The organism is Aquabacter spiritensis, from assembly GCF_004346185.1.
In the GTDB taxonomy this organism is placed as follows: Bacteria; Pseudomonadota; Alphaproteobacteria; order Rhizobiales; family Xanthobacteraceae; genus Aquabacter; species Aquabacter spiritensis.
This window is the reverse complement of the sequence record NZ_SMAI01000020.1, coordinates 13078-37337: the sequence shown is the minus strand read 5'-3', so window position 1 is coordinate 37337 and position 24260 is coordinate 13078. Positions and strand designations below refer to the sequence as shown.

Sequence of the window (24260 nt, the reverse complement as noted above, 5' to 3'; positions counted from 1 at the left end):
CAGGCCCTATTGCGCCGCATCGCGCGCTGGATCCGAGGCGCGGCCGGCCGGTTCCGCCGGCCGGTCGGGGCGCGGCGCCATCCAGGGGCGGGCCACGCCCTCGGGCCGGGCGGGCACGACACGCCAGCCGCCGTCCGACCGGAACAGAGCGACGGCGCCGCTCCGGGCGAGCGCGTCGGGCGAAAAGACGCGGGCCGGGCAGCGCAGCGGCGCCGGGCGCGGTGTCACTACGATGTCGGCTTCCAGGCAATCGGCTTCGAGACCCTCCACGCGGCGCGACAAAGCGAGCCGCCCGCCGCCCGGCAGGGGCGCGGCGCAACCCAGCCGGTCGCAGACGAAGCCGACGGCGAGATCGGGCGCATCGGCCGCCCGCGCATCCCCCTCCCGGGCGAGCCATTGCGCCACGGCGATCCGGTTCGCCCCCGCGCCCGCAACGGCCAAGAATCCATCGCTGCCGCGCACCGCGACGGTGCGCGCATCGGAGGCGATGAGAATATCGGCACGCGGCGGCGCCCCGGCGAAGGCCAGCGCGGCGACGGCCGGCACCAGAGCGAGCGCGACCAGCCATCCCCGCAACAGGCAGAGGGCGCACAAAGCGAGCGCCGCGGCACCGGCGCAGGCCGGATTGACGATATCGGTGCGGAAGTTCGATCCCGGCAGGCCCGCGACCCGATCGGAAATGGCGACCATCGCCTCGATCCCGGCGCCCATAGCGGCGAAGGCGGGCGCATCCCATCCGAACGGCAGAAGCAGCACGCCGAGGAGGCCGAACGGCATGACGATCAGCGAGACGACCGGCATCGCGGCGAGGTTGGCGAGCAGGCCATAGGGCGCGAGCCGCTGGAAGTGCAAAGCCCCGAACGGCGCGGTGGCGAGCCCGGCGACCAGCGAGGTCAGCGCCAGCCCGGCGAAGAAGACCGCGCATTTGAACAGAATGCGCCCCGCGAACCGATCCGGCGGCGCCCGGCCGCGCAAGGGCTGGACCCGCTCATAGGCGGCGACCAGAGCGAGGGTGGCGGCGAACGACATCTGCGTCCCCGGCTCGAGTACCGAGACCGGTGCGAGCGCGAGGACCAGGATCGCGGCGACCGCGACGGTGCGCAGATTGAGCGCCGGACGGCCGACCAGGACGCCGAGCAGCACCACGGCGGTCATCAGAAACGAGCGCTGCGCCGGGACGTCGTTTCCCGACAGCAGCAAATAAAAGGCGCCCCCCGCCAGCGCCGCGGCGGCTGCCGCGGACTTGATCGGGAAGCCGAGGGCGAGCGGCGGCGCGAGGGCGAGCAGGCCCCGCACCAAGGCGAACAGCGTTCCCGCGACCATCGCCATGTGCAGACCCGAGATCGAGAGGACATGAGTGAGCCCGGACAGCCGCATGCTTTCCTCGATCGCTGACGGGATGCCCGCCCGGTCCCCGGTGACCAGCGCCACCGCGATTTCCCCCGGCGGCCCGCCGACCGCCGCCCGGATGCGCGCCGCGAGCGCCGCGCGCACCTGTGCGATCCCGGCGGCGAACCGCACCCGCAGCGGCGGCGGGGTCGCGATCGCCGCCGGCTCCGGCTTGCCGAGGCCGTAGCCGATCGCACCGATTCCTTCGAACCAGGGCGCGCGCGCAAAATCGTGCGCCCCCGGGGCCGCGGGACCGAGCGGCGGCAGCAGCCGCGCGCGCTGCGCGACCGGCGTGCCGGTCGGCGGCGCAGTCCCCGGCCGCAGCGACAGCCGCACCAGATCGGGCACCGGATCGAGGCCCCTCCCCTCGGCCGCCGTCACCCGCAACAGGATGCGGTCCGCGTTCGGCCGGCGTTCCACCCGCTCGACATAGCCGGTCAGCCGCACGGCGGCGGACGGCGGCACGATGACCGGATGGGCAATGCGCGCGGTCTGAACGGTCGCGACGGCGAAGCCGGATGCGAAGGCGGCGGCAGCCGCCAGGAGCGCGAACGCGATACGATGCCCCCGCGCCAGCGCAGCACCGCCCCAGAGCAGGGCTGCGAGCGCCAGCGTGGCGACCAGCACGGGCTCCTGCGCGGCCCCGAAATAAGCGAGGATGCCGGCGGCGAAGACGACCGGCAGCCAGAGGCCGAGCCGGCCCGAGGCCGCTTCCGCCTCGGCATCGCGCGCGAGGCGCGCCGCGGCTGCGGCGAGCCGGTCCGCGAGACCGCGGGGCCTCGGACGCGCGGCAGCGCCGGCGGAACCGGAGACGGTCCCCGCCACCGCCCGCCCCCCGGCCGACCGGCTTTGCCCGCTGCGCTGCACCGCGCGTTCCCCAACCCGCGCGCCTATGCTACATGGGCGCCGCCCGCGCGCCATGGGCCTTCGCGCCTTTCGCGCCGCACCTTCATTCCCGCGCCCGACCGGACAAGATGCCTGAGATCGTCACCCGCTTCGCCCCCTCGCCCACCGGCTTCCTGCATATCGGCGGGGCGCGCACCGCTCTGTTCAACTGGCTCTATGCACAGGCCAAGGGCGGCAAGATGCTGCTGCGGATCGAGGACACCGACCGCCAGCGCTCCACCAAGCCGGCGATCGACGCGATCATCGAAGGGCTCTCGTGGCTGGGCATCACGTGGGACGGGGACGTGGTCTATCAATTCGCCCGCGCGGCGCGGCACCGGGCGGCCGTCGAGGAGATGATCGCCCGCGGCAACGCCTATCCCTGCTATGCGACTCCGGAAGAACTGGACGAGATGCGCGAGAGCGCCCGCCGGGAGGGACGCCCGCCGCGCTATGACGGCCGCTGGCGCGACCGCGACCCCGCCGACCGGCCGGCGGACCGCGCCCCGGTGATCCGCCTGCGCGCACCGCAGGAGGGCACGACCGTGATCGAGGACATGGTCCAGGGCACCGTCACCTTCCCCAACAAGGATCTCGACGACCTCGTCCTGCTGCGCTCCGACGGCAATCCGACCTATATGCTGGCGGTCGTGGTGGACGATCACGACATGGGCGTCACGCATGTCATTCGAGGCGACGACCACCTCACCAATGCGGCGCGCCAGACCCAGATCTATCGCGCGCTCGACTGGGACGTGCCGGCTATGGCGCACATCCCCCTGATCCACGGACCGGACGGCGCGAAGCTCTCCAAGCGTCACGGCGCGCTCGGCGTCGACGCCTATCGCGACATGGGATATCTGCCGGCGGCGCTGCGCAATTATCTCGTCCGGCTCGGCTGGAGCCACGGCGACCAAGAAATGTTCACCACCGAGGAGATGGTCCGCCATTTCGATCTCGATCGCGTCGGCCGTTCGGCGGCGCGGTTCGATTTCCAGAAGCTGGAAAATCTCAATGGCCATTATATGCGCGCAGCCGATGACGCCGATCTGCTCTGCGCCGTCGAGGCGCTGATCCCGCATCTGCCGGATGCAGCGGTGCGCGAAGCACGGATGACGCCGGAGCGCCGCGCCCAGTTGCTCGCTGCCATGCCGGGGCTGAAGGAGCGGGCGAAGACCCTGGTCGAGCTTCTCGACAATGCCGAATTCCTGTTCGCCGCGCGGCCTCTGCCGATGGAGGAGAAGGCCGCCGCTCTGCTGACACCCGAGGCCCGCGGCCATCTCGCCCGTCTTCTGCCGCCGCTCGAAGCGGCGGAATGGACTGCGGGTGCGACCGAAGAGGTGGTGCGCGCCTATGCCCAGGAGACCGGCGTGAAGCTCGGCGCCGTCGCCCAGCCGCTGCGCGCCGCGCTCACCGGTCGCACCACATCGCCGCCGATCTTCGACGTGCTGGCGGTGCTCGGCCGCGCGGAAAGCCTCGCCCGGCTGCGGGACCAGGCCGTATGAGCGCGAAACCCGCGCCGCCGGAGCGCGGCGACGTGCATCTCGATCTGCGCGGGCTGAAATGCCCCTTGCCGGCGCTGCACACGCGCAAGGCGCTCACCCGCCTCGCCCCCGGCACGGCCCTCGTCGTCACCTGCACCGATCCGATGGCGGTGATCGACATTCCCCATCTCGCGCAGGAGACCGGCGCGGCGCTGGAGGACAAGCAGATCGAGCCGGGCCTTCTGACGTTCCGGCTGCGGCGCTGATTCCCGCCCGAATGGAGCGCTGACGTGAGCCCGATTTGGGCGTGGCCGCAGCCTCCGGTCGGATCTCAGAGCGGCAGGGCGCGCTCGATCAGCCGCACCCAGAAGGATGCGCCCACCGGCAGGGCCGCATCGCTGAAATCATAAGCCGGGTGGTGGAGCCCGGCACTGTCGCCATTGCCGATGAACAAATAGGCGCCCGGCCGCGCCTCCAGCATATAAGCGAAGTCCTCGGCGGCCATCAGCGGCGGCGCATCCCAATCGACCTGCGCCGCGCCGACCACCTCTTCGGCGACCGCGCGGGCGAATGCCGTCTGGTCGGCATGGTTCAGGGTGGCGGGATAGCCCTCCGCGATGTCGACCGTCACCGAGGCCCCGAACGCCGCGCCGACCCCCTCCGCCACCTGACGCACGCGGGCGCGCAATTGCTGCCGCACGGCGGGGCTCAGGCTGCGCATCGTGCCGACGAGGCGGGCGGTCTGCGGCAGGACATTGTCGGCGTCCCCGGCATGGAACATCGAAATCGAGACGACCCCGGACGCCAGCGGATCGACGTTGCGCGCCACCACCTGCTGCAAGGCGGTGACGATCGAGGCGCCGGTCAGCACCGCGTCGATTCCCTGGTCCGGGCGCGCGGCATGGGCGCCCCGCCCCGCCACGATGATCTCGACATGGTCGGCGGACGCCATGATCGCGCCCTCGCGCAGCGCGAACCGGCCGACCGGCAGGCCCGGCAGATTGTGCATGCCGTAGACCTCCTCGATCGCGAAGCGGTCCATCAGCCCGTCCTCGACCATGGCGCGCCCGCCGGCGCCGCCCTCTTCGGCCGGCTGGAACACCAGGATGGCGCTGCCGGCGAAGCGACGCGTTTCGGCGAGATGGCGGGCGGCGCCGAGCAGCATGGTGGTGTGGCCGTCATGGCCGCAGGCATGCATCTTGCCCGGATTGCGCGAGGCATAGGCCGCGCCGGTCGATTCGTGGATCGGCAGCGCATCCATGTCGGCGCGCAGCGCGACCGCGCGCGTGGCGTCGCCCTGCCCTTTGATCACCCCGACGACGCCGCTGCGGCCGATCCCGGTCACCACCTCGTCGCAGCCGAAGGCGCGCAGGCGCTCCGCGACGAAGGCCGCGGTCTGCGGCAGGTCGTACATCAGTTCCGGCGTTTCATGCAGGTGACGCCGCCAGGCGGTGAGTTCGTCCGCGGCATCGGCGATGCGATTGATCACAGGCATTTTACGCTCCCTCGCACCGCGATGGTGCGCGCCCGGGCGGAACGGGTCAATGCGGCGCACCGCCGTCCGCCCCGCCGCAGCCGCCCGGAGGGGGGCGGCCGGAAGCGCGATCAACGGCGCCGGATCGCCTTTCCCGGACTTGACCCCCGGCGCCGGCCGGCCTACCTACGCCCCCTCAGTGAGCCCGTAGCTCAGCCGGTAGAGCACGTGACTTTTAATCATGGGGTCTCGGGTTCGAATCCCGACGGGCTCACCATCTCCATTGCATCCGCCCCATTCCGGCCCGATTTGCGGGACCTGGCGCGAAAAACGGCCGCGGCCGCGCTGCCTTGAACCGGCCATCCGGCCATCCTCTCCTGCGCGCCCGCTGACAGACGAGGACCCGTTCATGTTGTCGCGCCGCAGCTTCTTCAACCTTCTCGCCGCGGCCGCGCTCGCCCCCGCGGCGGCGATTCTCCCAAGGGATGCGGCGCAGGCCCAATGGGGACCGCCGGGTCCCCCGCCGCCATTGCGGGCGGAACGGCTGCCGCCGCCGCGCCGCGGCTATGTCTGGATCCCCGGACATTGGACCTTCAGCCCGCGCGCGCGCCGCTATGTCTGGGTGCCCGGCGCCTGGGTGCGGGGACGGCCGGGCTTTCGCTATATCGGACCGAGCTGGGTGCGCCGACGCGGGACCTGGGTATTCGTGCCGGGCCGCTGGGTGCGCTGACGCCCTGCTCGGCCCTTCGCCTGGCGGACCGACTGCCGCACTTATTCGGTCACCGGCTGCATCGGGCCGGGAAAGAAGGCGACGCGGTCGCGGCCGCTTTCCTTCGCCCAGTAGAGCGCGCGGTCGGCATCTCCGACCAGGTCCTCGATGGTCGATGCGCGCAGCGGGTCCCATTCCGTGACCCCGATCGACACCGCCAGGACGATTTCCTGCTCCTTGTACAGCGCAGGGGATTCGCGCACCGCCAGCCGCAGATCTTCCGCGACACGCATCGCCTCGTCGAGCCGCGTCTCCGGCAGGATGATGCCGAACTCGTCGCCGCCGAGCCGGGCGACGACGTCGCGCCGCCTGAGCCGGGTCGAGGCGATTTCCCCGAAGCGGCGCAGGCACAGGTCCCCGGCCGCATGGCCGTGGGCATCGTTGATCGCCTTGAACGCATCGACATCGACCACGAGCAGGCAGAAGGCGCGCCCGGTGCGTTGCGCGCGGCCGAGTTCGATCCCCAGCTGGCTGAGGAAATGGCGCCGGCTCGCGAGGCCGGTGAGTTCGTCGACCACGACCAGGGTGGACAATTCGAACCGCACCCGCTCCATGACGGCGAGGATGAAGCCGAAATGGCAGGTGACGATTCCGAAGCTCATGCAGATGACGGCGAACAGGCCGATCGGCCGCGACAGCGTTTCGGGAAGCACATCCATCGCGAACATCACGACGATGACCGCCCGCAGCCCTTCGCCGAGGATCGCCACCGCCAGGGACAGGACCGAGAGACGGGCGGCGGGCGAGGTGGCGACGTGTGGCAGCAGGGTCTGGATGACGAGGCCGAAGACGACCGCCCCGCTGACGCTGAACCCGATCGATTGCGCGACGGCGCGGCCCTGGGTCGCGAGCGCGAAGACGAGGTCGGCGGCGACGATCGCCGCGACCATCGGCCAGGCCGCGCTCTGCCCGGTGAACCGCCGGGCGCCGACCCAGAACAGGCACAGGCCGAAGGTGATACAGATCCTGGCGGCGAGGCTGACGTCCTCGTCCCCGGAAAGTCCGTGTGCGACGAGAAACGCCCCGGCGCAGGCGAGGCACAGGCTGGACGCCGCCCAGGCGGAGACTCCCGCGACATGCGCATAGGCGCGCCAAACGATCGCCCAGACCATGCCGAAGGCACAGGCGAGGCACAGCAGGAAGACGTAGATCGTAAAAATATCGATCTTCATGTGACCCGGGTGCAGGTCCCAGCATGCGGTTTCAGGCGCCCTTCCCCCAAAGGGCAATGGTGCGCAGGCGTCTTCCTGACCAAGCCGCAAGCTGCAGCCTGAGAATTAGCAAAATTTCCGTGTTCCGAGAACTGTCATATCCGGCACCGGTGCGCCGATCCTCCCCGCCCGCGGCGCACTGCTTGCCAATCTCCCCTGGCTCGCCTATGCGAAACGGGACAAGCGTGGGGGATGAGCGATGCGCAAGGCTTGGTATCTGATCTGCGGCGCTGCGCTCGGCCTCGGCGGCGCTTTGGGCGCGGCCGCGACGCACCCCGCTTTGGCCCAGAACAGCCAGCAGCACATCGTCATCACGCCGCGCAATCCGAACGTGATCAACCTGCCGGTGATCCCGCAGGGCAGCTATCTCGATCCCGGCCCCGGTCCGGCGATCAAGCCGGACGTCGGAATCGGCGGCGGCCGCAACGAGGATTATGTGTTCCCGCCGAATGTCGACGGCTTCATGGGCTCTTCGCCTCCCGGCGATCCGACCGCGAACGGCCAGTGGAGCCCGCTCCCCGGCGACACGCCGAGCTTCTGACACTTTTTACCGTGCGCTGGTCGACGGTCCGGGCAACCGGGGCGGACCCGTCCGTGCGGCGCCGTGATCGCTCGCCGCCTGCGCCATAAAAAAGGCGGGGCCGAAGCCCCGCCTGGAACGCGGTTGAAACGCTGGTCAGCGCTTCGAGAACTGGAAGCTGCGGCGTGCCTTGGCCCGGCCGTACTTCTTGCGCTCGACCACGCGGCTGTCGCGGGTCAGGAAGCCACCCTTCTTGAGCGGGGCGCGCAGCTCCGGCTCGTAGAAGGTGAGCGCCCGCGAGATACCGTGGCGCAGCGCGCCGGCCTGACCGGAAAGCCCGCCGCCGGACACCGTGCAGACCACGTCGTACTGACCCTCGCGGGCCGCGGTCTGGAACGGCTGATTGATCATCAGACGCAGCACGGGACGCGCGAAATAGATTTCCACGTCGCGGTCGTTGACCGTGATCTTGCCGGTGCCGGGGCGCACCCACACGCGGGCGACCGCGTCCTTGCGCTTGCCGGTGGCATAGGCCCGGCCGAACTTGTCCAGCTTCTGGACATGGACCGGGGCCTCCGGCACGTCGGCGCGGACATTGAGGGAATCGAGGGACTGCAGAACCTCGGCCATGTCAGTTCCTCACATTCTTCCGGTTGAGGCTCGCCACATCGAGGGCGACCGGCTGCTGGGCCTCGTGGGGGTGCGACGGGCCCTTATAGACGCGCAGATTGCCCATGATCTTCCGGCCGAGCGGACCGCGCGCGAGCATGCGCTCCACCGCCTTCTCGATGATGCGCTCCGGGAAGCGCCCCTCGAGGATGAACTTGGCGCTGCGTTCCTTGATGCCGCCGGGGAAGCCGGTATGGTGGTAATAGACCTTCTGGTCGAGCTTGCGACCGGTCAGAACCACCTTCTCCGCATTCACCACGACGACATTGTCGCCGCAATCGACGTGCGGGGTATAGATCGGGCGGTGCTTGCCCTTGAGGCGCATGGCGATGATGGTCGCGAGCCGGCCGACGACGAGGCCGCTGGCGTCGATCACCACCCACTTCTTCTCGATATCGGCAGGCTTGGCCGAATACGTTTTCATGGATCGGTTTCCGAATAAGAAGGCCGGAGCCGCGCACGAGGCACGGACAGTCCGGCGATGGCGTGGCTTCTAGCGCACGCCGCGCGCTCGGTCAATGCGATCCATTCACAAAAACATATTATAAAACAATGACTTATAAAAATGGTGCGATAACACCACCAGTCAAGCGCCTTTAAACCGGGGGTTTCCGGGCGTCGCGACCCACTTACCGGGCGGGAATCGAATAGGTGGCCACGCAATGCGCTACCAGATCGGTCCCTTCGGCGCCCCTGAGAGCGACATCGCCGACCGCGAGCCGCTTGCCCACCTTCATCAGCCGGGCATCGGCGAAGACAGCGCCGGGCGCTGGCTTGCGCAGAAAGTTGATCGACAGATTGGTCGTCACCGCCAGCGGGACGAGGCCGATCCGCCCGAGCAGCGCGACATACATGGCGACGTCCGCGAGCATCATCAAAGCCGGGCCGGAGACCGTCCCGCCCGGGCGCAGATGCGCCTCCCCCGCATCGAGCCGGACGGTGGCGGTCCCGTTCCCGAGCTCGACGATGGCGTGGGGACGGCCCGCGCCGAAGGCCTGGGGAAATTCCTGCGCGAGGAAGCGATCCAGATCCGCCACGGACACTGCCGGCGGCGCCCCCGTCCCGGTCTCCCCCCGTCCCGTCTCCCCTGTCCGCATGGCTCCCCTCGCTTCGCGACCCCGACCTGCATAAAGTAGGCGGTAAAAAGTTCAACGCGCCGAAGAGGAGCCGCCATGTCCCCGGCCAGCACAGCCCGTGCGGAAACCGCCTTGCCCACCCCCGTCCTCAGGGTCGATGCGGAAGGCATCGCCACCCTCACGCTCGCACGGCCGGCGAGCCGCAACAGCCTGTCGGACGCCACCATGGCCGCCTTGTCCGGCCATCTCGCGGCTATTGCGGGGGATTCGGCGGTGCGCGCCGTCGTGCTCTGCGCCGAGGGGCCGGTGTTTTCCGCCGGGCACGATTTGAAGGAAATTCAGGCCCATCGCGGCGATGCCGACCGCGGACAGGCTTATTATGCCGATGTTCTGGGGCGCTGCGCGGCGCTGATGACGGCGATCGTCCGCCTGCCACAACCGGTCATCGCGGCGGTCGAGGGTCTTGCGACCGCGGCCGGCTGCCAGCTCGTGGCGAGCTGCGACCTCGCGGTTGCCGGCCAGGCGGCGCGCTTCTGCACGCCGGGCGTCAATATCGGCCTGTTCTGCCACACCCCCATGGTCGCGCTGACCCGCGCGGTCTCGTCCAAGCACGCGATGGAGATGCTGCTGCTCGGCGATTGGGTCGAGGCCGACGACGCCTTTCGCATGGGGCTGGTCAACCGCGTCGTGCCCGAAGGCGAAGCGATCGCAGCGGCCCTGACGCTCGCGCGGCGCATCGCCGCCCGCTCGCAGGTGCCCGTCAAGCTCGGCAAGGCGGCCTTCTACCGCCAGGCCGAGATGACGCTGGACGACGCTTATGCCTTCGCTTCGGATGTCATGACGACGAATATGCTGGCGCGCGATGCCGACGAGGGCATTTCCGCCGTCCTGTCCAAGCGCCACCCGGTCTGGGAGGACCGCTGATCCGCACGCCGACGTCAAGGCGGCATTTACCTTCCATAAACCATGAGGGTCCAATTTGGGACGCTGCGGCAGCGTGCCGTGCGTCCAGGATCGGGCCGATGCAGAGTGGATCTGCCAGACACCACGTCCTCCGCCTCCCTCTCCGGGAGAGGCTGGCGGCACCCGCGCGTCTGCTGCTGGTCATCTGGCTGCTGTTCGCGCTTTTGGTCGCGAGCCTGATCCTGCCCTCGCGCTACAGCGCGCAGGGCACCCTGGCCTTCGATATCGCGACCCAGCCGGCGCCCGCCACCGTGCGTGGCATCATCCAGGTTCTACGCTCGCGCGAACTTGCCGCGGCAGTGCTCGACCGGCTCGCGCCGGCCGACGTCGCGCGGCTCGCGGCACGCGATCGCGGCCTCTTCCCGCCCGCTTGGCTGGTGCCCGACGGCGCGCCGCAACGCGAGCGGGCCGCCGCGCAACTTGCCGATGATCTCACGGTGACCCCGCAGCATGGCGGGCGGACGCTCGATCTCGTCGTGTCCGCGGACCGAGCGGACATTGCCGCACGCGCCGTCGCGGCCTATCTCTCGGCCTTCACCGCGCTCCAGGCCGGCGCCCGGGAATCGGCGCCTTCGGGCAGCGAGGCCCTGCCGGCTTTGCGGGCCGGACCGCCGCCGGTCTCGTCCGCAATCCGCGATCTGCCGCCCTGGCAGCTCACGACCGCACTCGTAGCGCTGGCTGGCGCCCTGGCGCTGCTCACCGTTCATCTTCAGGGGCGACCGGCCGGCCGCGGCGACGCGGCGCGCGATCCGCTGCCCCAGCAAGTCCCCTCGCATCGCTCCGTCGCCTGGCTCGACGCCTGCGACGGCGCCGGCCTCGCCCCGGACGAGGCGATCGGCCGGATCGCCGCCCATGCCCGCGCCCTCCCCCCTATGGGCAGCGGCGAGGCCCGGCTGATCGTCGTGACGGCCGAGACGCCGTCCGACATCTCGGCCCTGTGTGCGATCCGACTCGCGCGGCACCTCGCCGAAGACAGCCGCGTGGCCTTGGTCGCGCTCGACGGGGCGTCCGGCGAGCTGGCGAGCCTGATCTCGGATCCCTGGGCCCCCGGCATGGCCGAGATGCTGTTCGGCGTCGCCGGCTTCGGCGAGACGATCCACCGCGACCCGCTGTCGCGCGCCCATGTCATCCCGCCGGGGCGCCATGCCCGCGGCGGGCCCAGCGTGGTGGCCGCGGAACGGTTGATTCTCATTCTGAATGCCTTGCGGCAAACTTATGATTTCGTGGTGGTCGCCGCGCCTGTCCTGCACGGGACGGCCGGTGCGGCGCGCCTTGCCCCGCTCGATCCTCTGGTGGCCTGCGTGGAGGAGGCGGACGAGGCGCCGGTCAATGTGGAGGCTTATGACGCGCTGGCCGCGCAGGGCATCAGCCATGTTCTCATGCTGCGCATGCATGCCCCTGCCGATCGGGACGACTCGCCGCTCCCGACTTCTGTCGTCGCTTGAAGAGTCGCGTTTTGTTGTTTATTTATAGGCGCTTAAAGACATATCCTGAGACTCAGGATCGGGTCCGGTTGGGGCGCTCCATCCAGCGGATCAGCAATCCGGCGGGAATCACCCACAGCGTCCCGAGGACGATATAGCTCACCGTCTGGAGCGCCCAGGGCAGATCGGTGACCCGGCCCTGCGCGATCGCCATCGCGACCAGCGCCCAGATCATCATCAGCGCCAGCAGAAGCACGGTTCCGATCAGCTTGCGGATGCGCTGGGGCATGGACCTCTCCTCTCGATCGACACGTCGGGCGACGCTTGCGCGCACCGGGACAGCGCGTCGCCTTGCGCCTGCCCTCCCCGCTCTATATCGGATGCCGCCGGGGGGTGAAATCGGAGCGCGTGACCATGGTGCAGTCCGAGGCGGATGCGCAAGGCAAGCATGTCGGATCCGTGCGCCTCTGGCTTTATGGCGTCGCCGCTTTGATCGTCCTGATGATCGTCGTCGGCGGAGCGACGCGCCTGACCGAGTCCGGCCTCTCCATCACCGAATGGAAGCCGGTCACCGGCACGCTCCCGCCGCTCTCGGAGGCGGCCTGGCAGGCCGAATTCGACAAATACAAGACGATTCCCCAGTACGAGATCCTCAATAAGGGCATGGGGCTCGAGGCCTTCAAGCAGATCTTCTGGTGGGAATGGGCGCATCGCCTGCTCGGCCGGGTGATCGGCCTCGCCTTCCTGCTGCCCTATCTCTATTTCCTGGCGCGCGGCGCGATCCGCGGGCGGCTCGCGGTGCAATGCCTCGGCCTGTTCCTGCTCGGCGGCCTGCAGGGGGCGATCGGCTGGTGGATGGTCGCCTCGGGCCTGTCCGAGCGCACCTCGGTCAGCCAATACCGGCTGGCCATCCATCTCACCCTCGCCTGCCTGATCCTGGCGGCGATCGTCGCGGTGGCGCGCGGCCTGACGCCAGCCCGCAGCCTCGCCGCGGACACCGGCCTGCGGCGCGGCGCGCTGGCGATTCTCGGCCTCGTCCTGGTGCAGATCTTCGCGGGCGGGCTGGTCGCCGGCCTCGATGCCGGGATGACCTTCAACACCTGGCCGCTGATGGACGGCGCCCTCGTGCCGGCGCTCGACAAGCTCGGCCTGCTCGCGCCCGCTTGGCGCAATCTCTTCGAGAATGTGATGATGGTGCAGTTCCAGCACCGCATGATCGCCTACGCCCTGTGGCTGGCGGTGCTGGTCCACATGCTCCGATCGGTTCGACACGGCGGGGCCGCCGCGTCGCAATCCGTGCTGCTGTTCGCTCTGGTCAGCGGTCAGGCGGCCCTGGGCATCCTGACCTTGGTCCTCGTCGTGCCGCTCGACATCGCCCTCGCGCACCAGTTCGGTGCGGCCGTGGTGCTGATCGCCGCGACCCTGCACGCGGTCGACCTCGTCCGGGCCGGCGCCCGCACGGCCCCGGCCCCGGCGTCCGGAGGCGTGCCTCAGGCGAGCGCCTGATCGAGGTCGGCGATGATGTCGCCGACATCCTCGATGCCGACCGACAGGCGCACCACTTCCGGCCCCGCGCCCGCCGCCGCCTTGGCTTCGTCGGAAAGCTGGCGGTGGGTGGTCGAGGCGGGATGGATGATCAGCGAGCGCGTGTCGCCGATATTGGCGAGGTGCGAGAACAATTGCACCTTGGAGACCAAGGCCGTGCCGGCTTCGTAGCCACCCTTCAGCCCGAAGGTGAAGACGGCGCCGGCGCCGCGCGGCAGATAGCGCCGGGCGAGGCCGTGATAGCGATCGCCCTCGAGGCCGGGATAGCTGACCCAGTCGACCGCGGGATGCTTGGCGAGATAGCGCGCCACGGCCAGCGCATTCTCGCTGTGCTGCTTCATGCGCAGGCCGAGCGTCTCGATACCGGTCAAGAGGAGAAAGGCGTTGAACGGCGACAAAGCCGGCCCGAGATCGCGCAGGCCGAGCACCCGGGCGGCGATCGCGAAGGCGAAATTGCCGAACGTCTCGTGCAGCACGATGCCCTGATATTCCGGCCGCGGCTGCGACAGAAAGGGGTAGCGCCCGGAGGCCGACCAGTCGAACGTGCCCGCGTCCACGATCACGCCGCCGATCGAATTGCCGTGGCCGCCGAGGAACTTGGTGGCGGAATGGATGACGATGTCGGCGCCGTGCTCGATCGGCCGCCACAGATAGGGGGTCGCCAGCGTGTTGTCGACGATCAGCGGCACCCCGGCCCGCTTCGCCACCGCCGAAATCGCCGCGATGTCGCACACCACGCCGCCCGGATTGGCGATGGTCTCGGTGAAGATCGCCTTGGTGCGGTCGGTGACGGCGCGCTCGAAGGCGCCCGGCTCGTCCGGGTCCGCCCACACCACGTTCCAGCCATAGCTCTTGAAGGCATGGGTGAACTGATTGATCGAGCCGCCATAGAGCTTGCGGGAGGCGACGAACTCGTCGCCCGGCGTCAGCAAGGTGTGGAACACGAGATGCTGGGCGGCGTGGCCGGAGGCCACCGCCAGCGCCGCCGTGCCGCCTTCGAGCGCAGCCACGCGCTCCTCCAGCACCGCATTGGTCGGGTTGCCGATCCGGGTATAGATGTTGCCGAAGGTCTGGAGACCGAACAGAGCCGCCGCGTGATCGACATCGTCGAAGACGAAGGAAGTGGTCTGGTAGATCGGCGTCGCCCGCGCTCCGGTCGTGGGATCGGGCTGGGCGCCGGCATGGACGGCAAGGGTCGCAAAGCCGGGCTCGCGATGGGTCATGGCGCTCTCCTCGTCATTATCTTTATGGGCTTTGGGCCAAGCGGCCTTAACAGGACACAAGCGGCGCGGGGCGGCAAGCCGCGCGGCCGCCTCATTCTCCGCGCGGTTTTCCTCCCGGCGGCGTGCGGTCGAGCGACAGGCGCTGAACCCCGGTGCCGAGCCGCTGCGGGCGCTTGGCCGAGATGGTCCGGCTGTTGACCCCGGTCCATCCGATCTCACCGGACAGGCGGCCATATTCGATCTTGGGGCAGCGATTCATCACCACTTTCAGGCCCGCCGCCTCGGCGCGCGCCGCGGTCTCGTCGTGCCGCACGCCTTGCTGCATCCACAGCACTTTCGGCCGCGGATCGAGCGCCAGCACCTCGTCCAGCACGCCCGGCAGATGCTCGGCGGCGCGGAACACGTCCACCATGTCGATCGCCGCCGGAACATCCGCGAGGCGGGCATAGGCCGTCATGCCGGCGATCGTCTTTCCCGCCTGCCCGGGATTGACCGGAAACACCGAGAAGCCGCGCTCGGCGAGATATTTGGCGACGAAGAAGGAAGGTCGCGCCGGATTGGCGCTGGCGCCGACCACCGCGACCGTCTTCACGCCGCGCAGGATTTCGCGAATATAGCTGTCGTCGTAACGGTCGTGGTTCATGGCCCCCTCCGGCCTGTGGCGACGGGCCTCGGCGGGTCGGACACCGCTGTGGCAGCGAAAGAGCGCATCGCCTCAGTCCAGAAGCCGCAGCAGCGTCGCGGCCGCCTGCATCTCGACCTCGCGCGCCGCGCGCCGCTGGGACGCGAGGTCGTCCTCGCCCCATTGCGCCCGGTTCCAATCCTCGTCCACATGGGCGGCCGCCCACGCCTCCGCCGCCCCGAGCCGGCCCTGCGCCAGCGCGAGGGCGAGGAGCGCGGAGCCCATCAGGCCGGTCAGGGACAGCACCGCCGTCAGGCGCAGGGCCTCGCGCGGGATCAGCGCGGCGACCCGCTCCAGCGCGCGCGGCGGCTGGGCGACGTGCCGGATCCCGGCACTGAGCATGAAACGCGCACCGTGCGCCGCGGCGTACCAGTCGAGGACCGGATCCCAGAGCGCGCCCTGCCGCGCCACCAGCGCCTCCGGCGCCTCGGCGCGGTAGCACAGGAGATCGGTGCCGGCATATTGCAGGATCTCGGCGATCGCCGCCTCGGGATCGCGCGCGACGCCGTCGAGCGCCACGTTGACGAGCCGGGTCAGCGGCATGCGGAACGGGTCGATCTCGGTGTCCTGCGCCGCCCATTCGGCCGCCAGCGCCTCCGCCAGTCTCAGGTCGGGCACCGCGAGGACCGCCCGCGCGGGGGTGCGCACGGGGCGCCCGTCGAGCAGGATCCGGTACGCGCCGCCGGCGTCGCGGTCCACGGTCACCGCGCTGTAGAAGCGCTTCGGCAAAGGCGGACGCTGCCCGGCCCGGGCGGCATCGACGGGATCCCGGCCCATCGGAACGTCTCCGATCAAGTCGCGCATCGTCCGACCTCCCGCGCCGTCCGCCGTGCCGCGTGCCGCGCCAGCAGGGCCCGCACGGCATCGGGCAAACGCCGGGCATCCTCTACGAGTTCGTCGGCCCCCGCCGCGACGAGTTTGTCGGGGGGATGATAGCCCCAGCCGACACCGATGGCGAAGGCGCCCGCCGCCTTGGCCATCTCCATGTCATAGGTGGTGTCGCCGATCACGACGGTCGCCTCCGGCACGCCGCCGACCTCCGCCATGGCCTGACGCACCATGGCCGGATCGGGCTTGGACGGCGCATCCTCGGCCGTCTGGATGGTGGAGAACCAGCCCTCCATGGCGTGGGCTTCGAGCACCCGCGCCACCCCGCGCCGCGACTTTCCGGTGACGATGCCGAGCAGCGTCTGCGCCTCCGCGCGCAGCGCCGCCACGGCCGTCCTCGTCCCGGCATACATCGGCTCCATCGGATGCGCGTCGCGCAATTGATGAAAGGCGGTCTTGTAGCCCTCGACCAGAGCTTCGACGGGATAGGCGGGATCGCCTTGCGAAAGCACCGCAAACGTCTCCGGCAGCGAAAGACCGACCACCGAGAGAATCGCGTCGCGCGGCGGCACGGCGAGTCCGCGCACGCGATGCGCCGCGCTCATCGCCGCGACGATCATATGCTGGCCGTCGACCAATGTCCCGTCGCAATCGAACAGCACCAGTTTGAGGGGGGCGCCGCTCATTTCGCCGTCAACTGATCGGTGGCGATGTCATAGACCCAGGCTGCGCCGGACGGGTCGACAAAGTCGATGGACGTGAATCCGCGGGCCCGGCACTGGCGGGGAAACGGTCCGCCGACGATAAGTTCGACCGCCGTCTTCGCTGGAAACGAGAAGACGATGCTCATCACCTTGCTGTCCGGGCCTGTCGCCGAGACCTTCATGTCCAGGCCGTTCTGAACGAAATTGTCCTGCGTCATCCGCGCCAGTTCGCGGCGCGCGGCCGCGTCGGCCGGCGGACCCGCCGTACCGGGCCGGACCTGCGGCAGCGGCAGCGGCGCCTCGGCGGGCGGGGGCTCGGATTGGACCGCGCTGTCGCTCTGCGGTGCGGCGGCAGGCGGAGGCAAGGCGGCAGGCGGGGCCGAGGGAACCGGCTCCGGGGCGGGCGGCGGCGGCGCGACCGCGACCTGCGGCGGAGCCGGCGGCGCGGATCCCGCCGGCCCGAGCACGATCCACACCGCGGCGCCGGCGAGCAGCGCGACGCAGACGCCCGCGACCCCGACCAGGACGGGAAGCAAAAGCGAGCGCCGGGGCAGAGCGGCGCCGCAATCGGGGCATTCGGTCGCTTTGGGGTGCACCGGGGCTTCGCAGCTCGGACACAGATCGGGCTTTCGGCCCATGCATCAACTCCTCGAACGCGTGCCCCGGGCAGCCTTTAGCGTGCTTCGGGGCGTCAGGGAACGGCGCGCGGATGCCTGCGGCCTCACGCCTCCGGCGCCTCGAGGATCGGATCGTATTGCGTCGCATCGAGGCCGAGCACCGCCCAGGACTGCACCATGTGCGGCGGCAAGGGCGCGGACACGTCGATCAGGCCGCTGCCGCGCGGATGGGGAATGACGATCCGCCGCGCGAGCAGATGGAGCCGGTTTTGTAGCCCGCCCGGCAAGGCCCAATTCTCGATGTCGAAATATTTCGGGTCTCCGACGATCGGATGGCCGATATGGGCCATGTGCGCGCGCAGCTGGTGGGTGCGGCCGGTCACCGGCTTCAAGGAGATCCAGCTCATCTTCTGCGCCGCCTGGTCGACGACGGCATAATAAGTCAGCGCGTGGCTGGCTTCGTCCTCGCCGTGGCGCGCGATCCGCATGCGCTCCTCGGCCTCTTCGCGGGCGATATAGGTCGAGATCCGGCCCTGGCGCGGCTTGGGCACGCCGGGCACCAGCGCCCAATAGATCTTGCGGGCCTCGCGCGAACGGAAGCTCTTGGTGAGGATGGAGGCGGCGAGCCGGGTCTTGGCCACCAGAAGGCAGCCGGCGGTGTCCTTGTCGATGCGGTGCACGAGGCGCGGTTTCTGACCGTCTTTGTCGCGCATCGCCTCCAGCATGCCATCAATATGCCGGTAGGTGCCCGAACCGCCCTGCACGGCGAGCCCGTACGGCTTGTTCAGCACGAGCACGTCCTTGTCTTCGTAGAGGATCATGTCGCGCAGGAGATGGAGGTCGCTGGGCTTTCCCGCGGCGCCCGTCGCGGCGGATCCGGGCTTGGGCGCGCCGGTCTTGATGTCGCCGCTTCTGGCGCCGGCCTCGCCCGGCGCGCCATGTCCCGCGGCGGGCGGCTCGGCCTCGACCACATCGGCGCCGAGCGGCGGCACCCGCACGCTCTGGCCGGGCTCGAGCCGGGTGGAGGTCTTGGCGCGCCCGCCATCCACCCGCACCTGGCCGGTGCGCACCAGCTTCTGGAGATGGCCGAAGGAGAGATCGGGATAATGGGCCTTGAACCAGCGATCGAGGCGCATGCCCGTCTCGTCCGCGGTGACCTGTTTCAATTCGACCGCCATTGCCAAACCTCTCGCTGCGGCCGGTTCCGTGCGCTCCTTCTACTGCCGCCCGGGGTCCCTGTCACGTCAGCGCGCGCACCAGATGCAGGCCGGCGAAAATCGCCACCAGGCAGAGGCCGAGCGTGCCGAAGGCATAGAGGGCGGCGTGGGTGAGTGCGCCGCGTTCCACCAGGACGGCGAATTCCAGGGAGAAGGTGGAATAGGTGGTGAATCCGCCGAGCATTCCGGTGGTCAGGAACAGGCGCACATGCTGCGGAATGCCGCCCATCTTCAGGACGAAGAGCGCGGTGAACAGCCCCATCATGAAACATCCCGTCACGTTGACCACCATGGTGGTGTACGGGAAATGCGTGAAGCCGAAGAACCGCACGCCGGCCAGGTTCGCCATATGACGCAGCAGGCCGCCCACCCCCGCCCCGAGGAACACCGCAACCGCCGCTTCCATGCCGATTCCCCTTCTTCCCAGCGGCCCATCCTGCCCCACAGGAGTGCCGGACGCCCAGGCGACGCGAAAACCGCGAGCCGCGCGATTTCGTCGCTGCCGGTCGGCGCGCGGAAGGCACCCGCACATTAAAGAAAAAAATCCTACGGACTATATTCCCCTCGCCTTCGGATCCTGCTATGGTGGGTTCACCTCGCACCAAGGAGGGGCGCGTCCGGAGCGGCCTGACGGGTGGTGCGGGGCAGCGGGTGTCCGACGGGACGGGGACAACGCACCCCGTTCAGTTAGAAAGGAGGCCGAAGGGGACTGCGCACCGATCCGGGAGTGGTTCGTCCGGTCCCGATGGGAGAACCGATCACCCACGCGGCGCAGCCGACACGCCATAAATCCCCGCGCGGGAGCGGACGGAGCGCAGGCTCCGACGTCGAAGATTACCCCTGGCATGCCTCGCCGGCGTGCCGACCGCTCCCGCATCCCTCCCCCCGCCGGGAAACCGGCGGGGCTGGAGGCGCTGGGGCGCGGCCACTTGCCCTGCCGCCCTGCCCGGCCTCGCCGCGCGAACAGAACTTCCTTATTTATCAATATCTTAAATTAGGACCCGCGCCGAGCGGGGGGCCGAGCCCCCCTATTGCGTTTCGGTCCTTCAGCCGTTGCGCTCCGCGCGCAGCTTGGCCCAATATTCCATCCGCTTCTTCACCTCGCGCTCGAATCCGCGCTCGACCGGGCGATAGAAGCTCGGGCGGCCGAGCGGTTCGGGGAAATAGTTCTGGCCGGAAAAGGCGTCCGGCTCGTCATGGTCGTAGCGATAGCCGGCGCCGTAGCCCTCGGTCTTCATCAGCCGGGTCGGCGCGTTGAGAATATGCTTCGGGGGCATCAGGGAGCCGCCCTCCTTCGCCGCCCGCATCGCCGCCGACCAGGCCTTGTAGACCGCGTTCGATTTCGGCGCCGTCGCGAGATAGACCGCCGCCTCGGCGAGGGCGAGTTCGCCCTCCGGCGAGCCGAGGAAGTCGTAGGCTTCCTTCGCTGCGGTCGCGACCGCGAGGGCGTTGGGATCGGCCAGTCCGATATCCTCGCTCGCCATGCGCACCAGCCGCCGCGCGAGGAAGAGCGGGCTTTCGCCGGCGTCCAGCATCCGGGCGAGATAATAGAGCGAAGCATCGGGGTCGGAGCCGCGCACCGCCTTGTGCAGCGCCGAGATCAGATTGTAATGGCCGTCCTCGCTCTTGTCGTAGATCGGCGCCCGCCGCTGCACGATTTCCTGAAGCCCGGCGGTGTCGAACACCTCGCCCGGCCGCGCCGCGCGCCACACCTCCTCGATCAGGGTCAGGGCCGCCCGTCCGTCGCCGTCCGCCATCCCGACCAGAGCCTCCCGCGCCGCGGCGTCGAGCGGCAGCGGGCGCGCCTCCAGCGCCTCGGCGCGGGCGATCAAGCGGTCGATGGCCGCCGCGTCGAGCGCGCGGAACACCAGGACCCGGGCGCGGGACAGCAAGGCCGCGTTCAGCTCGAAGGAGGGATTTTCCGTCGTCGCCCCGACCAGGACGACCGTTCCGTCCTCCATCACCGGCAGGAAACTGTCCTGCTGGGCGCGGTTGAAGCGGTGAATCTCGTCCACGAACAGCAGCGTGCCGGTGCCGGTCGCCCGGCGCCCGCGCGCCTGCTCGAACAGCTTCTTGAGATCGGCGACGCCGGAAAAAATCGCCGAGATCTGCTCGAAATGCAGATCCGTCGCCTCCGAGAGGATGCGGGCGACCGTCGTCTTGCCGGTGCCCGGCGGCCCCCACAAGACCAGAGAACCGAGCGAGCCCGCCTCGATCATGCGGGTGAGCACGCCGTCCGGCCCGACCAAATGATCCTGCCCGACCACCTCGTCCAGCCGGCGCGGCCGCAGCCGGTCGGCGAGCGGACGCGGCGCCCCCTCCTCCAGTCCTGCCGCCTCGAACAAGGTGGCCATGATCCGCCGTCCCGTCCCTGCCCCGCGCTTAGCCGCCGAGCATCGCCGTAATGACCCGCCCGCCCCGCATCACCGTCACGCGCCAGGCCCGCGCGCTGGCGCGGGTGGCGAGATCGAGCTCCTTGGTGGACGCGACCTTGGCACCGTTCACCTCCAAGATCATATCCCCCGGCCGGAATCCGGAGGCATCGGCGGGCGAATTCTCCACCACTTCCGAAACCACGACACCGCCCTCGTCGGTCTCGAGATGGAGCTCCTCCGCGACGGCCGGCGACACGTTCACCGCCTTGATGCCGGTGAAGGGCGAGCGCCCGCGGAGCACGACCTCCTCGCGCGGCACCGTCTCGGGCGCGGGGGCCAAGGCGACCATCACCTCGCTCTCTTTGCCGTTGCGATTCAGCGTGATCCGCGCCGTGCTGCCGATCGGCCGCGTGGCCAAGCGGTAATTGAGCGATTCGGGATCGTCGACGCCGAGCCCGTCGACCGAGACGATGAGGTCCCCGACCCGCACGCCGGCCTTCGCCGCCGGGCTCGCCCCCGCGACCGTCTTGACCAGCACGCCGGTCGGCCGCGGAAGGCCGAGGCTCTCGGCGATCTCGGGCGTCACGCGCTGCAGCCGCGCCCCGAGCCAGGGCCGGCGCACCGTGCTGCCGCCGCTCTTGGCGGATTCGATCACGACCCGGACCATATTGGCCGGGATGGCGAATCCGATGCCGTGAGAGCCGCCGGACCGGGAATAGATCGCGGTATTGATGCCGACGAGCCGGCCCGCCATGTCCACCAGGGCGCCACCGGAATTGCCGGGATTGATGGCGGCGTCGGTCTGGATGAAGAACTGATAATCGGACACGCCGATCTGGGTGCGCGCCAGGGCCGAGACGATGCCCTGCGTCACCGTCTGCCCGACGCCGAACGGATCGCCGATCGCGAGGACGAGGTCGCCGACCGCCAGCTCGTCCGAATTGCCGAGTTCCACGGTGGGGAAACGCTGCTTGTCACCCTTCAGCCGCAGCACGGCAAGGTCCGTGCGCTGGTCGCTGAGGACCACGTCGGCATCGAATTCGCGCCGGTCGCTGAGCGCGATGCGGATCTGGTCGGCACCGGCGACGACATGGTGATTGGTGACGACGAAGCCGCTCGCATCGACGATGACGCCGGACCCGAGCGACCGCTGCATCCGCTCCGGCGCACCGAGCCCCGGCCCGCCGCGCCCGCCGAAGAAGCGCCGGAAGAACGGATCGTCGAACACCGGATTGCCGCGCGGCACCGCCTTCATGGCATAGACGTTCACGACCGCGGGCGCGGTGCGCCGGACCACGGGCGCGAACGAAATCGCAAGGTCGGCGCGGGAGTTCGGCACCCGGGTGGCATCGGACGGCGCGGCCGTCTGGGCCGCTGCGGGAGCCATCGCGCCGAGGACGCAGGCGACTGCGAGGGGTGCGAGAAGAAGCCGAAACTGCCGCATGCCTGTCCACCTCCGAAAGCCGGGCCCGCCCGGCCGATGACGGCCTCCGGCGAGATCCGGCTTGCGTGCCGCCGCATTGGAACGAAAAAAGGGCGGCCTTGGCCGCCCCCTCAACAACCCCGAAGACCCGGCTCGGGTCCCTCAGGCCGCGGCCGCTTCCGCCTCGGCGCGTGCGCGGTCGGAGGCGCCCTTGGCATCGACGTCGCGGTCGACGAACTCGATCACCGCGACCGGGGTCGAATCGCCGTAGCGGAAGCCCGCTTTGACGATGCGGGTATATCCACCCGGACGCGCCTTGTAGCGCGGGGCGATGATGTCGAAGAGCTTCTTCACGACCGCCTGGTCGCGCAGCTCCGCGATCGCCTGGCGGCGGGCATGAAGATCGCCGCGACGGGCGAGCGTGACGAGCTTCTCCACGACCGGGCGAAGATCCTTCGCCTTGGGCAACGTGGTGATGATCTGCTCATGGGTGATGAGCGCGCCCGCCAGATTGGAGAACATCGCCTTGCGATGTTCCCAGGTGCGGTTGAACTTGCGATGTACCTTGCCGTGACGCATGACGGCGAACTCCCAGGTGCCTCCGGCGTGTCGAGCCGAGATTGGTTGAGCGGCTCGAGCCGCGGGGTAAAAGCCTCAGTAATGGTCCTCGAAGCGCTTCGCGAGCTCTTCGATGTTCTCCGGCGGCCAGCCCGGCACTTCCATGCCGAGATGCAGACCCATGGAAGCCAGGACTTCCTTGATCTCGTTCAGCGACTTGCGTCCGAAGTTCGGGGTCCGGAGCATCTCCGTCTCGCTCTTCTGGATCAGGTCGCCGATATAAACGATGTTGTCGTTCTTCAGGCAGTTCGCCGAGCGGACGGACAGTTCGAGCTCGTCGACCTTCTTCAGCAGCGCCGGGTTGAAGGGCAGCTCCTGGATCGCGGCACTCTCGCTCTCGCGCTTGGGCTCTTCGAAATTCACGAAGATTTCGAGCTGGTCCTGCAGGATGCGCGCGGCATAAGCGAGCGCGTCCTCGGCCGAGATCGAGCCGTCGGTCTCGATCTGCATGGTCAGCTTGTCATAGTCGAGAATCTGACCCTCGCGGGTGTTCTCGACCTTGTAGGAGACCTTGCGGACCGGGGAATAGAGGCTGTCGATCGGGATCAGGCCGATCGGCGCGTCCTCGGGCCGGTTGCGGTCGGCGGCGACATAGCCCTTGCCGGTATCGACCGTGAATTCCATCCGCAGTTCCGCGCCCTCGTCCAGCGTGCAGATCACGAGGTGAGGGTTGAGGATCTGGATGTCGCCGACGGTCTGGATGTCGCCGGCGGTCAGAACGCCGGGACCGGTCTTCTTCGCCACCAGACGCTTCGGGCCGTCGCCCTGCATCTTGATGGCGACGTCCTTGATGTTGAGGATGATGTCGGTGACATCCTCACGCACGCCGGGGATCGAGGAAAACTCGTGCAGCACGCCGTCGATCTGCACCGACGTCACCGCCGCGCCCTGGAGCGACGACAGGAGGATGCGCCGCAGGGAATTGCCGAGCGTCATGCCGAAGCCCCGCTCCAGCGGCTCGGCGACGACGGTCGCGAGGCGCCGGGGATCGTGGCCGGCACTCACCTGCAGCTTCTCGGGCTTGATCAGCTCTTGCCAGTTCTTTTGAATCACTTGCGTCACCTTGCCTTCTCGCCGGGCCGCGGCACTCGAAAGGAGATCTCAGCTTCGAGGCGCCGACCCGTCCCGCATTCGGGGGAGGAACCGGGCATGAGGCCCGCCGGG

General features: G+C 69.5%; 25 protein-coding genes and 1 tRNA gene. 8 read left to right on the top strand and 18 right to left on the bottom strand.

The features are described from left to right. Positions 1-6: 6 nt before the first annotated feature. The gene (locus EDC64_RS22075) at positions 7-2214 is read right to left on the bottom strand and encodes a ComEC/Rec2 family competence protein (protein ID WP_165933859.1); all 2208 of its coding nucleotides are present in this window, start codon (positions 2212-2214) and stop codon (positions 7-9) included. Positions 2215-2363: 149 nt separating this feature from the next. On the opposite strand from EDC64_RS22075, the gene gltX reads away from it, so the two are divergent. Then, on the top strand, positions 2364-3779 hold the full coding sequence (gltX, locus tag EDC64_RS22070) for a glutamate--tRNA ligase (RefSeq protein WP_132035744.1): 1416 nt from the start codon (positions 2364-2366) through the stop codon (positions 3777-3779). After that, positions 3776-4024, top strand: a complete 249-nt coding sequence (locus EDC64_RS22065) for a sulfurtransferase TusA family protein (RefSeq protein ID WP_132035741.1) — start codon at positions 3776-3778, stop codon at positions 4022-4024. Before gltX ends, EDC64_RS22065 begins: the two co-directional genes overlap by 4 nt. A gap of 65 nt (positions 4025-4089) precedes the next feature. Here EDC64_RS22065 and EDC64_RS22060 read toward each other — a convergent pair whose 3' ends face one another. Further along, positions 4090-5253 carry a M20 aminoacylase family protein gene (locus EDC64_RS22060; RefSeq protein ID WP_132035738.1) on the bottom strand — a complete coding sequence of 388 codons (1164 nt, stop codon included), beginning with the start codon at positions 5251-5253 and terminating at the stop codon, positions 4090-4092. A gap of 180 nt (positions 5254-5433) precedes the next feature. Between EDC64_RS22060 and EDC64_RS22055 the strand changes: the two genes are divergently transcribed. Continuing rightward, positions 5434-5509: transfer RNA gene (locus tag EDC64_RS22055), tRNA-Lys, on the top strand. A 132-nt stretch (positions 5510-5641) separates the two neighbouring features. Beyond that, positions 5642-5962, top strand: coding sequence for a YXWGXW repeat-containing protein (locus EDC64_RS22050; protein WP_132035735.1), 321 nt, complete (start codon positions 5642-5644; stop codon positions 5960-5962). Between the two features lie 41 nt (positions 5963-6003). On the opposite strand, the gene EDC64_RS22045 is transcribed toward EDC64_RS22050, so the two are convergent. Then, entirely contained in the window at positions 6004-7173 is a 1170-nt protein-coding gene (locus tag EDC64_RS22045; protein WP_132035732.1) for a GGDEF domain-containing protein, read from the bottom strand. Between the two features lie 238 nt (positions 7174-7411). On the opposite strand from EDC64_RS22045, the gene EDC64_RS22040 reads away from it, so the two are divergent. Beyond that, positions 7412-7753: a hypothetical protein gene (locus EDC64_RS22040; protein ID WP_132035729.1), complete on the top strand. Its 342-nt coding sequence runs from the start codon at positions 7412-7414 to the stop codon at positions 7751-7753. Between the two features lie 135 nt (positions 7754-7888). On the opposite strand, the gene rpsI is transcribed toward EDC64_RS22040, so the two are convergent. The 3 genes from rpsI to EDC64_RS22025 all read right to left on the bottom strand — a co-directional run bounded on the left by rpsI (position 7889) and on the right by EDC64_RS22025 (position 9498). Beyond that, entirely contained in the window at positions 7889-8362 is a 474-nt protein-coding gene (gene rpsI / locus EDC64_RS22035) for a 30S ribosomal protein S9 (protein WP_132035726.1), read from the bottom strand. Position 8363: 1 nt separating this feature from the next. Then, positions 8364-8825 (bottom strand): 50S ribosomal protein L13, encoded by a 462-nt coding sequence (gene rplM, locus EDC64_RS22030; RefSeq protein WP_132035723.1) that lies wholly within the window; start codon positions 8823-8825, stop codon positions 8364-8366. 205 nt (positions 8826-9030) lie between these two features. Then, positions 9031-9498, bottom strand: coding sequence for a PaaI family thioesterase (locus tag EDC64_RS22025; protein ID WP_132035720.1), 468 nt, complete (start codon positions 9496-9498; stop codon positions 9031-9033). Between the two features lie 75 nt (positions 9499-9573). Between EDC64_RS22025 and EDC64_RS22020 the strand changes: the two genes are divergently transcribed. Together EDC64_RS22020 and EDC64_RS22015 are read left to right on the top strand one after the other, a co-directional pair. Beyond that, positions 9574-10401 (top strand): enoyl-CoA hydratase, encoded by an 828-nt coding sequence (locus EDC64_RS22020; RefSeq protein ID WP_132035717.1) that lies wholly within the window; start codon positions 9574-9576, stop codon positions 10399-10401. A gap of 98 nt (positions 10402-10499) precedes the next feature. Then, positions 10500-11885 (top strand): P-loop NTPase family protein, encoded by a 1386-nt coding sequence (locus EDC64_RS22015; RefSeq protein WP_132035715.1) that lies wholly within the window; start codon positions 10500-10502, stop codon positions 11883-11885. Between the two features lie 52 nt (positions 11886-11937). Here the strand turns inward: EDC64_RS22015 and EDC64_RS22010 are convergent, their stop codons facing one another. Further along, complete coding sequence (locus EDC64_RS22010; protein ID WP_132035712.1) at positions 11938-12153, bottom strand: DUF2842 domain-containing protein; 216 nt, start codon at positions 12151-12153, stop codon at positions 11938-11940. Between the two features lie 125 nt (positions 12154-12278). Between EDC64_RS22010 and EDC64_RS22005 the strand changes: the two genes are divergently transcribed. Next, a complete protein-coding gene (locus EDC64_RS22005; protein ID WP_132035709.1) occupies positions 12279-13370 on the top strand; it encodes a COX15/CtaA family protein in 1092 nt (363 codons plus the stop codon). On the opposite strand, the gene EDC64_RS22000 is transcribed toward EDC64_RS22005, so the two are convergent. The 11 genes from EDC64_RS22000 to EDC64_RS21950 form a co-directional block, all read right to left on the bottom strand. Further along, positions 13355-14632 carry an O-acetylhomoserine aminocarboxypropyltransferase gene (locus EDC64_RS22000; protein WP_132035707.1) on the bottom strand — a complete coding sequence of 426 codons (1278 nt, stop codon included), beginning with the start codon at positions 14630-14632 and terminating at the stop codon, positions 13355-13357. The genes EDC64_RS22005 and EDC64_RS22000 overlap by 16 nt on opposite strands. Positions 14633-14723: 91 nt before the next feature. Then, positions 14724-15275, bottom strand: a complete 552-nt coding sequence (locus EDC64_RS21995; protein ID WP_132035704.1) for a CoA-binding protein — start codon at positions 15273-15275, stop codon at positions 14724-14726. A 72-nt stretch (positions 15276-15347) separates the two neighbouring features. After that, the gene (locus EDC64_RS21990; protein WP_132035701.1) at positions 15348-16118 is read right to left on the bottom strand and encodes an ATP12 family chaperone protein; all 771 of its coding nucleotides are present in this window, start codon (positions 16116-16118) and stop codon (positions 15348-15350) included. Beyond that, positions 16106-16828, bottom strand: a complete 723-nt coding sequence (locus tag EDC64_RS21985) for an HAD-IA family hydrolase (RefSeq protein ID WP_132035698.1) — start codon at positions 16826-16828, stop codon at positions 16106-16108. Before EDC64_RS21985 ends, EDC64_RS21990 begins: the two co-directional genes overlap by 13 nt. After that, positions 16825-17484 (bottom strand): zinc ribbon domain-containing protein, encoded by a 660-nt coding sequence (locus tag EDC64_RS21980; protein ID WP_132035695.1) that lies wholly within the window; start codon positions 17482-17484, stop codon positions 16825-16827. Before EDC64_RS21980 ends, EDC64_RS21985 begins: the two co-directional genes overlap by 4 nt. Positions 17485-17567: 83 nt before the next feature. Then, positions 17568-18641 carry an RluA family pseudouridine synthase gene (locus EDC64_RS21975; RefSeq protein WP_132035692.1) on the bottom strand — a complete coding sequence of 358 codons (1074 nt, stop codon included), beginning with the start codon at positions 18639-18641 and terminating at the stop codon, positions 17568-17570. A 61-nt stretch (positions 18642-18702) separates the two neighbouring features. Beyond that, a complete protein-coding gene (gene crcB, locus EDC64_RS21970; RefSeq protein WP_132035689.1) occupies positions 18703-19086 on the bottom strand; it encodes a fluoride efflux transporter CrcB in 384 nt (127 codons plus the stop codon). A gap of 640 nt (positions 19087-19726) precedes the next feature. Further along, positions 19727-21034 carry a replication-associated recombination protein A gene (locus EDC64_RS21965; RefSeq protein ID WP_132035686.1) on the bottom strand — a complete coding sequence of 436 codons (1308 nt, stop codon included), beginning with the start codon at positions 21032-21034 and terminating at the stop codon, positions 19727-19729. 28 nt (positions 21035-21062) lie between these two features. Beyond that, positions 21063-22499: a Do family serine endopeptidase gene (locus tag EDC64_RS21960; protein ID WP_132035683.1), complete on the bottom strand. Its 1437-nt coding sequence runs from the start codon at positions 22497-22499 to the stop codon at positions 21063-21065. 141 nt (positions 22500-22640) lie between these two features. Continuing rightward, entirely contained in the window at positions 22641-23057 is a 417-nt protein-coding gene (gene rplQ, locus EDC64_RS21955; RefSeq protein WP_132035680.1) for a 50S ribosomal protein L17, read from the bottom strand. Positions 23058-23132: 75 nt separating this feature from the next. Continuing rightward, positions 23133-24158, bottom strand: coding sequence for a DNA-directed RNA polymerase subunit alpha (locus EDC64_RS21950; RefSeq protein ID WP_420808973.1), 1026 nt, complete (start codon positions 24156-24158; stop codon positions 23133-23135). Positions 24159-24260 lie beyond the last annotated feature (102 nt).